Genomic DNA, 12,881 nt, shown 5'->3' on the forward strand with positions numbered 1-12,881 from the left:
TGTTTCCTCCTATGTGATAGATATCAATGCGTTCTTTTGTAGACTGATTCTTGGAAAAACAGATAGTTCAGATATAGTTTAAATGTTTCATCTAGGATGTGTAAATCTAAACCGAAGTATTCTGAGATCTTATTCAGTCGATAATTGGTCGTATTGCGATGAATATGCAGTTGTTTAGAGGTTTCAGTGACACTTTCATTGTTTATAAAGTAACAAGACAATGTGTCTATTAACTCACGACCGCCGTCAGTTTGATGCAGAGTATTGAATTGTTCGATTATTTCATGTGTGGATAAGTCTGTTGAGAGAATTTTATCAATGAGGCTGATTTGATTATAAAAATTGGTATTATCAAAATCAAAAATCTGAGCAACACGGATCGTACTTTGAGCTTGTTTGACGGATTTACCCAACAAAGTTGTTTTGTTGCCAACGCCAACTTTGATATGTTTGGATATGGCTCTTTTTAAATAAAGATTCATGGCAGTATCTGATGCCGTGATGATGACTGTACTGTGTGGTGAAAGAGCTAGTGTGTAGTCATTCTTCTTGATAAGTAAAGGTGTTGTATCTGCGGTCTCAACGACAATTGCGAACCGTTGTATAAATAGATCTACTTGTAATAACTTGGCCTCAATATTGAGTTCGGTCTGAGCTTTAATATCGTCAGTTACTTCAGTCCATTGGTATAAGAAACGATTCAATCTATTCTTGTGTTGTGCTTCAACTTGATTGTTATAACTTTGAGTTATCAATAATTCTGTCGAGATTTTTAGTAGAGATGCTAAAGGAGTGACTTTTTTTGGGTCACCGGTAATACCTATCACACCAATAGTTTTACTTTGAAATTGAACGGGAATATTGACTCCGGGTTGTCCATGAGTTCCAAAGGATTGAATCATTGGTAAGGTTTCACTTTTCTCTATAGCGTCAACGGCACCAACGTGTAGAGTGTTGAGTCTATTTTTGTCACCACTAGCGATAATGTATCCATGTTCGTTCATCATATTGATATTGTAAGGGATACTTTCCATCATCCGATCAACAATGGACTGTGCGAGTATGGGATCAAGTTTCATAATGGCCATCCTTTTGTACAAAATAGCACAATCGATTTCTAATAGTCCTTTTAGAATAGGAATTTGATTAGTTGATTATTTTGTGCGTTTATTTATTTTTCATTATTAACGTAAATGATAATACTATAATACCAATAAGAGAATACGTTTTCTTATTTAAACGACAAATAATTATTGTGCAAATGAACATTGAATGAAAATAATAATCAGGCTATTATATTACTCGTAAATCAATTGTTCAATTTTTAACAAGAAAGCATTAAAAGCGAGGAGGAATTGCAGTGATAGCATGGTGGGCCGCATTAATAGGTTTGGCTTTAGCAATTATTTTAATTTTATTCAAAGTAAATCCTGTCTATTCATTGATGATGGGAAGCATTATAGGTTGTTTGTTAGGAGGAATGAGTCTAGCACAAACAACTAATACAATAGTAACTGGTAGTTCAGGTGTCATGGGGACGATCATCAGAGTTATTGCGGCAGGTGTCTTAGCCGGGGTCATGATGGAGTCTGGCGCTGCCAATGTGATTGCGACTAATATAGTCAGTCACTTCAGTGATAGATTGACGATTCTTGCACTAGCATTATCCACAATGGTTCTGACTGGAGTAGGAATATTTATTCCAGTTGCTGTTCTTATCGTTGCTCCGATAGCATTAGAGGTCGGTCAAAAGATGCATTACAGCAAGTTATCATTGTTGGTTGCATTATCAGGTGGAGGTAAGGCAGGTAATATTATTTCGCCTAACCCTAATACTATAGCTGCTGCTAAGGGATTCAATGTTGAATTATCACAAGTCATGATAGCTGACTTTGTACCAGCAGTAGTTGGTTTGATCGTTGCTGTTTTACTAGCAATGTTAGTAAAGAATAGAGGAACTTTCATACCAGCAGACCAAAAATTCGCCAAAAAAGAAGTCGAAGATCTACCAAGTTTGGGTTCAGCAATCACAACTCCATTAGTTGCCGTTGTCTTGTTGTTGATAACACCCATTGGGGATGTTTTAGGTATCAAGGCTTTATCAAGCTTGAATATTGATGCAATGTATATCTTACCAATTGCTGGATTGATCGGAACTCTAGCAATGAAGCAACAACGTAAGTTCTTAACTTATATGAAAAATGGACTAGCTAGAATGACTGATGTTGTAATGATCCTTATCGGTGCTGGTGCGATTGCTGGATTGATATCAGCTTCTAACTTGCCACAAGAAATCGTTATGTTGGTTAAATCATCAGGTATATCAGGAACATTCCTGGCACCAATCGCCGGTATTTTGATGGCAGGTGCCACGGGTTCAACATCAACTGGTGTTATTCTTGCTTCTAATTCTTTCAGCAAGTCGATTATGTCACTGGGAATCTCAGGAACAGGTGCTGCCGCAATGGTTCATACCGGAGCCACTGTTATTGACCAATTACCACATGGTAATTACTTCCACGTCACAGCCCAATCAGTCAATATGCAATTCAAGGAAAGAATGAGTGTTGTAGTTTGGGAAATGTTAGTGGGATTGTCTATGACGATTGTCGCTACACTTATGTACGGTGGTTTATTCTAATTATTGAAGGTGGATAAAATGAAAATTGTACTCGCTCCAGATTCATTCAAAAATTCTTTAACTGCTAAGCAAGTCGCTTCAGCAATGCAAACAGGATTACAACGAGTTTATCCTGACGCAACTTTTGTTAAAGTACCAATGGCTGATGGTGGTGAAGGTACTGTTCAATCACTGGTCGATGCTAAAAATGGTCAAATTTTGACGGAAAAAGTTATCAATCCTTTGGGTGTTGAAACACAAGCACATTACGGATTGATAGATGATGGAAGTGTTGCTGTCATTGAAATGGCAGAGGCCAGTGGAATTCAATTCATTAATGAATATACTAGAAACCCATACGTGACGACTACTTATGGAACTGGCCAATTAATGAAAGCTGCTATTAAACATGGGGCCAAGACTATTATTATTGGTATCGGTGGATCAGCGACCAACGATGGTGGGGCCGGTATGGCTCAAGCACTTGGCGCCCATTTATTAGATGCAGATAATAATGAATTGAAATATGGAGGAGCAGTGTTGAAGAAGTTAAGCAAAATCGACATCAGTGAAATGCTTCCAGAATTAAATGATATCAAGATCATTGTCGCATCAGATGTTACCAATCCATTGACTGGCAAAAATGGTGCCTCACACGTCTTTGGACCACAAAAAGGTGCTAATGAAGAAATGGTAGAGTTCTTAGACGATGCCTTGTCACATTATGCAAAAGTAATCAAAAAAGACCTCGGTAAAGACTTAGAACAAACACCAGGAGCTGGTGCTGCAGGCGGTTTAGGAGCCGGGTTATTGGCATTTACCAACGCAAAGTTACAGTCAGGTGTTGATATAGTTGTTAATTACACAGGCTTAAAAGATCAAGTTAAAGACGCCGATTTAGTATTTACAGGCGAAGGCCAAATTGACTTTCAAACTAAATTCGGCAAGACACCAATTGGCGTTAGCCAAGCTACCAAAGAAGTTAATAAAAATGCAACAGTAGTAGCGATTGCCGGTAGTGTAGGAGACAGGATCTCTGAACTTTACCCATTAGGAATAGATGCAATATTCACCTGTGTACCAGGTGTTCAAAGTTTAGATAAAGCAATTTCAGATTCAGGTAAGAATATAGAACAAGTTTGTGAGAACGTCGGCCGCCTATTTAAGAGCGTAACAACACGCGGTTAATTTTTGAGCATTAACACTAAAATGAGGTGCCATTCACATCGTGAATGACACCTCATTTTAATGTTAAGCGGAAGAAATTGCGTGTTGTTACGCGTTTGCGAAGCAAACCAGGACGTATGAAAAGTAGCGTATAACGTGTGCTAAAATCAGGTAGAAGTGAGTGCTAAATAATACGAGACGGTACTAAGTTCATTAAATTAAGTAAAGAAAATTGCGTGTTGTTACGCGTTTGCGAAGCAAACCAGGAACGTATAAGAAAGTAGCGAGGAAGTATCTATAAAAAATTAATTACTCAAAAAGAATTGAGTACTATTACAAACTTGCAGTGAAAACGCGTGACAAAACACAATTTTCTCAATATAAGCCTAAAAGACCGATATTTACTTGCGTAAATACCGGCATTTTAGGCTTATAAACGAAAACTGAACGTGTTTTGTCACGCTCTTAAATAAATAATACTTTGTGAAATTTATAAATTGCAATCACAAATTACTAAAAAAGGGCTATCATTAATTTTATAAGGCAACGCTTACATATTTGAAGGGAGGGCATAATATTATGCAACTGAAACAAAGCCACCAACTTAAACAAAAACAAATGCAAAAATTATCTTTGACTCAGGGGATGCGTCAATCAATTGTCATGTTACAGTCTGATGCAATTGATCTTAGTGAGTATTTAAAAGATGTCAGTTTAGAAAATCCATTATTTGATGTCCATACAAGTCTCGATGTTCCATTCATGCAAGGAACACGTGATAATCAATCATATCAATTAAGAGATAATAGCCAATCACTATTTGAATATTTATTAGATCAAGTTCAACTAACTATGAGGGATACACCATTAAGAGATTTGGTGATTTATTTGGTTGAACAATTAGATCCAAACGGCTACTTGCCAATTACCGATAAAGAAATCATGGACGAATTAAATATTGATAAGGTGAGTTTGTTGGATGCATTAACATTGCTTCAACAACTAGATCCGCCGGGTGTTGGAGCACATGATCTACGCGAATGTCTACTTCTACAGGCACAAGCAGATCGTGAATCTCCAGAATATGCTGTCGATATTTTGAAGTATTACTTTGACACAATGGTCGATCATGATTGGCAGACGATTCAAAATAACCTGCAGATCGACAAGACCACATTAGATGAGAATATTGATTACATCAAAGAATTATCAGCTACACCTGGTGAACGCTATAACGGTAGTGACTTACAATACGTTGTTCCTGAACTTCAAGTTAAGAATAATGACGGCAAGTTGAGTCTAGCAATCACTAGATATGGTCAGCCACAATTGATCTTTGCACAAGAAACATATGACTTATTATCAAAGACAGTTGATAATGATGTGAAGAATTATATCAAAGAGAAATATGACCAGTACCAAACGCTAGAATATAATTTGGAACGCAGAATCAAGACAGTGTCGATGATTGGAAAGGTTATTGTCCAGACTCAATACAAGTTCTTCACCCAAGAGACTACGACACTTGAGCCATTGTTGTTGAGAGATGTTGCACAAAGGTTGCAATTGAGTGAATCGACAGTTAGTCGTGCTATTAATGGCAAGTACATTCAGACTGATTTTGGTATGATCGAATTGAAGAACTTATTCTCAAGACGTAGCAAGGTTTCTGATGGTGTCAAAAGTAGGTCAGTTGACCAAGTTAAAGATACTATTAAAAAGTTGATCGACGAAGAAGATAAACCGTTGAGTGACCAGAAGATATCTGATTTATTAAAGGAATCAGGATTAGAAGTTGCAAGAAGAACAGTTGCTAAGTATCGCGAACAGTTGCATATACTTACGGCAAATAAACGAAAATAGTATAATATGTTTCAAAATAAAGGGAGATAATGTGTAAATGATGACAGAACATGAGAAATTATTGGCAGGACTAGATTACGATTATCGTGATCCTGAGTTACAAGGTATGATCGCTCACTGTAAGGAATTGGTCGGTATCATAAATACAACAACTGATTTTAAAAAGAGACAAGAAAGCGTCGATAACTTATTTGGAGTTTCCGGCAAGGGTCTAACCATCAACGGTCAAATCAGTGCACTGTATGGAGAGCATATTCACGTTGGTGATGATGTGTTCATCAATGGGAATTGTACTTTTCAAGATTCAAATATCATTACATTAGGCAGTCGTGTAGTGATTGCTCCAGATACCAAGTTGTATTGTGGTGAACATGCGATCGATGCAAGTAAGCGCTTTGGAGTACGTGAGGATGGTAGTAAATATCTGATTACTTATACAAAGCCCATAAGTATTGGTGATGATGTATGGATCGGTGGAAACGTCACGATTATTGGTGGAGTAACCATTGGTAATAACGTTATAGTTGGTGCAGGAGCTGTCGTTACTAAAGATGTTCCTGATAATACTATCGTTGCTGGCGTTCCAGCTAAGGTCATTAGAAGTCTAGAGCCATTGAAATAATAAGTAGGGAGTAGTTTATGGAAAAGTTAACACAGGCACCATTATTTCGATTGTTTAATCTAAAAATTGATCCAATCAATCGAACATCTTTTTTAGATGTTGGACAAAATAACTTGATGACATCGATCAAAAATGAAGTCGGTACTTTGGCAATGTACACCGGACACCTTGATTCTAGTGGTGCAGATAATATTGTTATCGAACTTTATAAAGATCAGCCAAGTTATGAGATTCATGCAAATTCACCACAATTTGCTGCCTTTAAAAAAGTCGCAGGTAAAATTGTCGTTGACCAAAGTGTCACCTCTTTAAATCCACAATTATTACTTGAGAGTACTGAACCCGTTCAAGGTATAAAACAAGCGGAGTTTGTTCAATTAACTGAATTGACAATAGATGATTCAAGCATAGATAAGTTCAGGATTCTTGTTTCTGAGAAGATGAAGCAAGATAAGTCTAAGTCTGAAGTTTTAGTTGCCTATGCAGGTAATGATTCGGCGGATTCCACAAAGTGGTATTTATTTGAGATTTATCAAAACAAGTCAGTTTATGATGATTGTCAAAAAGAAGAATATGTTAAGAAATATAAAGAAGAAACTAAGCAAATGATCAAGCAAACTAAGAATTATACTTTGAATCCAGATACTGTGGTTAATCATGGTGGATTGGATTTTGAGAATAAGTAATAGAAGTGTAAAGGTACACGCTTAACTTAAATGGCGGGGTTGTGACATAACTATTTTTCTACTCAAACTTGCAGTGAAAACGCGTGCCAAAACACAATTTTCTCCTTATAAGTCCAAAAAGCCGATATTTACTTACGTAAATGCCGGCTTTTTGAACTTATAAACGAAAACTGAACGTGTTTTGTCACGCTCTGGCCATTTTTGTGTTCTATTTAATAAAATTCATAATTCCAAAACTAACACCATCTTGTTGATTGGTCTTGGTAATATGAGTAGCGTATTTTTTAACCTCTTTTGTGGCATTTTCCATGATGATAGATGTTCCAGTCATTTTTAGCATGGGAATATCGTTATGGCCATCGCCAAAGGCTGCCATTTCTGATTTTTCTAAGTGGTTAAGTTTTTGAATATATGCAATACCAGCTGATTTCTTAGCTTTGTCACTGGTTATTTCTAAGTAATTATTACCGGACTGTTGAATACTGACCCCGGTTAAGTGCAAGTCGTCTAATGCCTTTATTATAGTAGTCATTTCACTTATTGAATTGGCTATAAACATTATCTTATAGATGTCTTCATCGACATTTTTGAAGAATTCGGGGTATTTGACTACCTCTGGTTCATGGAAGGTTAGACTTGTCTCTAGCTTGATTCCAGAATCTATTTTGTCGGTATACCATTTCTCATCTGTGTATAAACTCAAACTAATATCTTCAAACTGCTGTCTCATTTGGAGTGTGATGTTCTCGACAACTCTCGAATCCAAAAAGTCCTCAGATATCTTATCAATAGAATTTCCATGGCGCTTGTAAATCAAACCACCATTAAAGGCAATTTGGGTGTTGGTCAAACCTAGCACGTCAATCGTATCGAACATTTCGATTGGACTTCTTGCCGATACTAGGGTAAATGGGATGTTACAAGACTTGATAGTTTGAATGTTCATATCACTTATAACGCCACGATCATTTAAAAGAGTTCCATCCATATCAGAAAAAATTTGTTTTATCACTATATAAATACTCCTAATTAATTAGTTGATTTTTGAGCAATAGAATCTTCAACCAATTGAACCAATGTATCGGGGTTATCAAGGTTATTTTGGAATTTATCGACAATATCCTGATTGGTTAGTTCTTCACGAAGATTCTTTACAATATAATGATAATCCTTTTCGTGACTATTTCTAGGCATAATTAAAGCGATTACAACATTTACTGGCTGATCATCACTGGAATTCCAATTAATATCATCATCAAAGGTCATTATGAATATGTTCGGTTCGTCAATATCTGAAGAATTAGCATGTGGAATGGCTACCTTACCTCCAAAGGCAGTTGAACCGGCGGCTTCACGTGCTAAAAATCCACTTTTGATTTCTTGTTCATTGATTCCTAATTTGTCAGCAATGACTTGAGAAATTGTTGATAGAATTTGAATTTCATTAGCATTTGGTAAATAAATATTTGTAAATACATTTTCATTTGTTAGTTTCATAATAGTACGCTCCTAATCTGTTATTCTTGACTACAACTGGAGTGTAATTGGTAGAACGCGTTCCATGTCAAGGGTAAATATTACTTTGTTAGTAAACGTTTTCTGTGATTAAATTGGAGTAATAAATAAGGGGGCATTTTATGTTAATGGATGGACATACGCATACTGAATTTTGCCAACATGGTAGTGGTGAAACAGCCGAAAGGATGGTTTTACGTGCTATTCAATTGGGGATGAAAAAGTATTGTATTACAGAACATGCACCGCTTCCTTCAGATTTCAAAACGGTATTTGGTGGCAATGTGGACGGTGTTGATACTGGTGCAATGGACTTGGTCGACCTTCCAGCTTATATGAAAGAGATGTCGCGTCTTCAAAAAAAATATTCTGATGAAATAGAGATCTCAATTGGATTTGAAGTCGATTATCTTGAAGGTTTCGAAGATTATACTAAGGACTTTTTAGACGAATACGGACCACAGACACAAGAAAGTATTCTGTCAGTTCATTTTATGCAAGGAAAAGATCAAAAGCAGTGGTGTATTGATTATGATGTGGAAGATTACAAAGAAGGTTTTGAACAATTTCTTGATGATCCACAACATGTATTCAGACAGTATTATCAAACTGTTAAGAAGTCTGTGGAGGCTGACCTTGGCGTGTATCGTCCGCAACGAATCGGACATATGAGTCTGATTAGAAAATTTCAGGATTATTTCAATCTTACCCAGGATTATGATGCCAAAACTATGGCGTTGGTTACTGAGATACTTAATGAAATCAAACAACAAAACCGAGAATTAGACTTGAACTTGGCTGGGCTTTATAAGCCATTTTGTAATGATTATTATCCTGGTGCACAAATAACTAAACTCGCAAAGGAAATGAAGATACCTTTGATATATGGATCAGACGCTCACGATATATTATCAGTTGGACACGGACAACATTTAGTTGCATCTGCAAATTTGTCTTGACAGATGACGTTAATGCTCCTATTATTAATTTTAAATTAAATGATTATTAAAAAAACTAATTTTATTTTAATAATAGTTGTGATTAGGAAAAGTAGTCGATAACCGCTCTAACAGAGAGTCCTATATGATGAGACAGGATAGAAGTTATTGATGAACACACACCTATGAACTGTAGAACTGAACCAAGTAGGTCCTACCGAGTGGATTCGTTATCCAAGTTGACTAAGCCAACATGAGGTCTAATTCGTAAGGATTAGATAAAATGAGGTGGAACCGCGTGAAAACGTCCTCTTAGCAAATATTTTATTTGCTAAGGGGATTTTTTTATACAATTTTTTAATAAATCAAGGGGGCGTTTTAATTGAAGAATAATTTATTACCATTAGGAACTCGCGATGAGTTTGGGAGTCGTGCAATTGTGAAACAAAATATCATTACGGTGATCCAACGACATTTTCAATCACGTGGTTTCTCCAAGATTTCAACGCCATTATTAGAAAAAGAAGAAGTTTTTGATCAATATCAATTGGGTAATTACCAAGTATACCGATTTCTAGATCAAGATGGCGATACCTTAGTTTTGAGACCAGATCTAACACTACCAATAGCCAGATTCTTGAGCTCAACGAATATACCATTACCACAAAAGTTCTTTTATACAGGAGATATTTTCCGGATCAGTCGCAGGCTTTCAGGTTCATACAATGAATTGACCCAAGCCGGCGTTGAATTGATTGGGTATAAGTCGACTAAAGCAGAACTAGAATGCCTAGTTATGATCAATCAATTGAGTATGGAATTATTAGATGATGAAGTTGAAATAGAACTAGGATTTGCGGATTTTGCTGAAGCAATCATGCAACAAGTTACTAACGACAAAACGCTTAAGCAACAAATATTACAAGCCTTATTCGATAAAAAGATCCCAAGATATGAACAATTGATTAAGAGGTTTGAAGATAATCAATTATACGAATTCTTAAGGCAATGGCCGAGATTGTTTGGTGAACCAGAGTGGATATTTGATAAATTGAATAGCTTTGAGTTGCCTGATTCAATCCAAGAAAAAATCCAGATATTAACAAGTGTCACTGAATGGATCAAACAGACCATGCCCAAACAAAATGTGTCGATAGATCTAAGCAGTAGGGCCCCACAAGAATATTACACTTGCTTAACTTTTAGAGGCTTTTCGAAGAATGGTGCAGGATATATTTTCAGTGGTGGCAGATATGACAAGCTATTAGCCAATTTCCAAGATCAAAGTGAGTCCGCAGTTGGTATGGGCATCAATATTGATCTGATCACTGATGTGGTACTTGATAAAAACATCAAAACTAATAAAACCTTGATTTATTTTGATAAATCTAAGTGGAATGAAGCAGAAGAAATTTTAAAGAAGACTCCAAATGGCATCCTTTCGTTGGCTGATACTAGAGAACAAGCAGTAAGTGAGGCAAAGCAAATGAAGGCTGAGTTATTGGATCTGACGGGGGGGAATTAAAAATGTCTGATTCACAAATAAAAATTGCATTGACTAAAGGTCGTGTGGAAGAACAAGTGATACCGCTACTAGAAGCTTCTGGAATAAATTGTGATCAAATAAGAAATAAACAGCGTCGATTGATATTTGATTCCAAAACACAACCATATGAATTCATCCTTGCAAAAGGTCCAGATGTTACCACATTTTTGGAACGTGGGGCAGTGGATATCGGAATTGTTGGTAGTGATATTTTGGTGGAACATCAAAGTACACAATATGAATTATTGGATTTGGAATTAGGCAAATGCCAATTTGTCTTAGCATCAACAAAAGACTTTGATCCAAATGAACCCAAAAGGAAAATCATTGGAACCAAGTATCCTAATATAACCAAGAAATACTTCGATAAATTAGGACAAGATGTGGAAATTATCAAAATTGAAGGTTCAGTTGAATTAGCACCACTAACTGGCCTAGCTGATGCAATCGTTGATATTACAGAAACAGGTACAACTATCAAAGAAAATAATCTAGTGATTTATGACTATTTGGACAAAGTTTCAACTAGATTAGTGGTCAATCGAATGGCTCTAAAACAGCATCCCAAAGAGATATATGCACTTGTTGATAACTTGAGTTCAACTATTAATAACGAGGAGATAATCAAATGAAAATTTATAAGAAGAATCTATCTGAACTAAAGGAAATCGTGCAAACAAAGACACGTCAATTGAATGATCCAAAAATAAGTCAAAGTGTCAGTGAGATCATCGAAAATGTTGTTGAAAATGGTGATACCGCTCTGAAAGAATATGAGAAGAAGTTTGATAACGTTGATATTTCAACTTTCAAATTAGACCAAAGTGTCATTGATGATGCATATGAAACTCTTGATAAAGATGTTAAGGATGCACTACTTTTAGCCAAAAGAAATATTACTAATTTCCATGAAAAGGAAAAGGAGACTGGATTCATTGATTCAGAGCAAAAGGGTGTTTTAAGGGGCCAAAAGTTATTGCCACTACAAACAGTAGGACTCTACGTTCCCGGTGGTACCGCCGCTTATCCATCAACCATTTTGATGAGTGCTCTACCTGCTAAGATTGCGGGGGTTGAGAAGGTAATTATTGTGACTCCTCCACAGAAAAATGGTATTAATAAGGCTGTCTTGGCTGCTGCCAAAATTGCAGGAGTAGATTCAATTTACCAAGTTGGTGGTGCACAAGCTATCGCAGCTTTAGCATTTGGAACGGAGTCGATTCCACGTGTGGATAAGATTGTTGGACCTGGGAATATCTTTGTTGCAACAGCTAAGAAACAAGTCTTCGGTCAAGTTGCCATTGATATGGTCGCAGGGCCCTCAGAAATAGGGATAATTGCTGATGAGTCGTCTGATCCTAAGCAAATTGCGGCTGATTTATTGTCACAGGCTGAACACGATAAACTTGCTAGACCAATTCTTGTAACAGACAGTGAAACTTTGGCCAAGCAAGTTAGTGAGAATGTGGATAAGCAATTGGAAACTTTACCACGAAAAGAGATTGCCAAAAGTTCAGTTAATAACAAGGGGTTCATTGCTGTTGTTGAAGAAATTGATGATATGTTCGAACTTATGAACACTGTTGCACCAGAGCACTTGGAGATTCAAGTGGAGAATCCAACGCAATATTTGAACCAGATCAGAAACGCTGGATCGGTCTTCTTAGGTAAGTATGCCAGTGAACCATTGGGAGATTATGTTGCTGGACCTAACCACATCTTGCCAACTGGTGGTACTGCGAGGTTCTCATCACCATTAGGTGTATATGACTTTGTTAAACGTACCTCATTTATTCAATACACCAAACCAGCACTAGCAAAAGAAGCTAAAGCAATCACGACTTTGGCCAGAGTCGAAGGTCTAGAAGCACATGCCAGAGCTATTGAATCAAGATTTGACAAATATTATGAATAATGAGGAGTA

The 12,881-nt window shown here is 36.6% G+C and carries 12 protein-coding genes and 1 other annotated feature; of the genes, 9 read left to right on the forward strand and 3 right to left on the reverse strand.

The window, feature by feature from the left end; translation table 11 throughout:
- Window positions 1-23: 23 nt before the first annotated feature.
- On the reverse strand, window positions 24-1,079 hold the full coding sequence (locus tag BTM29_RS06565; RefSeq protein ID WP_076614987.1) for a CdaR family transcriptional regulator: 1,056 nt from the start codon (window positions 1,077-1,079) through the stop codon (window positions 24-26).
- A 275-nt stretch (window positions 1,080-1,354) separates the two neighbouring features.
- Here BTM29_RS06565 and BTM29_RS06570 point away from each other — a divergent pair, with 275 nt between their 5' ends.
- The 5 genes from BTM29_RS06570 (at window position 1,355) to BTM29_RS06590 (ending at window position 6,958) form a co-directional block, all read left to right on the forward strand.
- Window positions 1,355-2,641 carry a GntP family permease gene (locus tag BTM29_RS06570; protein WP_076614991.1) on the forward strand — a complete coding sequence of 429 codons (1,287 nt, stop codon included), beginning with the start codon at window positions 1,355-1,357 and terminating at the stop codon, window positions 2,639-2,641.
- 18 nt (window positions 2,642-2,659) lie between these two features.
- The gene (locus BTM29_RS06575) at window positions 2,660-3,808 is read left to right on the forward strand and encodes a glycerate kinase family protein (protein WP_076614996.1); all 1,149 of its coding nucleotides are present in this window, start codon (window positions 2,660-2,662) and stop codon (window positions 3,806-3,808) included.
- A gap of 558 nt (window positions 3,809-4,366) precedes the next feature.
- On the forward strand, window positions 4,367-5,650 hold the full coding sequence (rpoN, locus tag BTM29_RS06580; RefSeq protein ID WP_076614999.1) for an RNA polymerase factor sigma-54: 1,284 nt from the start codon (window positions 4,367-4,369) through the stop codon (window positions 5,648-5,650).
- 37 nt (window positions 5,651-5,687) lie between these two features.
- On the forward strand, window positions 5,688-6,272 hold the full coding sequence (locus tag BTM29_RS06585) for a sugar O-acetyltransferase (RefSeq protein WP_083685950.1): 585 nt from the start codon (window positions 5,688-5,690) through the stop codon (window positions 6,270-6,272).
- Between the two features lie 17 nt (window positions 6,273-6,289).
- Window positions 6,290-6,958, forward strand: a complete 669-nt coding sequence (locus BTM29_RS06590; protein WP_076615003.1) for a hypothetical protein — start codon at window positions 6,290-6,292, stop codon at window positions 6,956-6,958.
- A 208-nt stretch (window positions 6,959-7,166) separates the two neighbouring features.
- Here the strand turns inward: BTM29_RS06590 and BTM29_RS06595 are convergent, their stop codons facing one another.
- Together BTM29_RS06595 and BTM29_RS06600 are read right to left on the reverse strand one after the other, a co-directional pair.
- Window positions 7,167-7,970, reverse strand: a complete 804-nt coding sequence (locus tag BTM29_RS06595; RefSeq protein ID WP_076615008.1) for a Cof-type HAD-IIB family hydrolase — start codon at window positions 7,968-7,970, stop codon at window positions 7,167-7,169.
- Between the two features lie 17 nt (window positions 7,971-7,987).
- On the reverse strand, window positions 7,988-8,455 hold the full coding sequence (locus BTM29_RS06600; RefSeq protein ID WP_076615012.1) for a PTS sugar transporter subunit IIA: 468 nt from the start codon (window positions 8,453-8,455) through the stop codon (window positions 7,988-7,990).
- 140 nt (window positions 8,456-8,595) lie between these two features.
- Here BTM29_RS06600 and hisJ point away from each other — a divergent pair, with 140 nt between their 5' ends.
- The 4 genes from hisJ to hisD all read left to right on the forward strand — a co-directional run bounded on the left by hisJ (window position 8,596) and on the right by hisD (window position 12,872).
- Window positions 8,596-9,432, forward strand: a complete 837-nt coding sequence (hisJ, locus tag BTM29_RS06605) for a histidinol-phosphatase HisJ (protein WP_076615016.1) — start codon at window positions 8,596-8,598, stop codon at window positions 9,430-9,432.
- 69 nt (window positions 9,433-9,501) lie between these two features.
- Window positions 9,502-9,726 (forward strand) — a binding site (T-box leader).
- Window positions 9,727-9,793: 67 nt separating this feature from the next.
- On the forward strand, window positions 9,794-10,936 hold the full coding sequence (locus BTM29_RS06610) for an ATP phosphoribosyltransferase regulatory subunit (RefSeq protein ID WP_076615021.1): 1,143 nt from the start codon (window positions 9,794-9,796) through the stop codon (window positions 10,934-10,936).
- Between the two features lie 2 nt (window positions 10,937-10,938).
- Window positions 10,939-11,589 carry an ATP phosphoribosyltransferase gene (hisG, locus tag BTM29_RS06615; protein WP_076615025.1) on the forward strand — a complete coding sequence of 217 codons (651 nt, stop codon included), beginning with the start codon at window positions 10,939-10,941 and terminating at the stop codon, window positions 11,587-11,589.
- Entirely contained in the window at window positions 11,586-12,872 is a 1,287-nt protein-coding gene (gene hisD, locus BTM29_RS06620) for a histidinol dehydrogenase (protein ID WP_076615029.1), read from the forward strand. The genes hisG and hisD overlap by 4 nt, the downstream gene beginning before the upstream one ends.
- Window positions 12,873-12,881 lie beyond the last annotated feature (9 nt).

It is taken from the genome of Companilactobacillus allii, assembly GCF_001971585.1.
Taxonomy (GTDB): domain Bacteria; phylum Bacillota; class Bacilli; order Lactobacillales; family Lactobacillaceae; genus Companilactobacillus; species Companilactobacillus allii.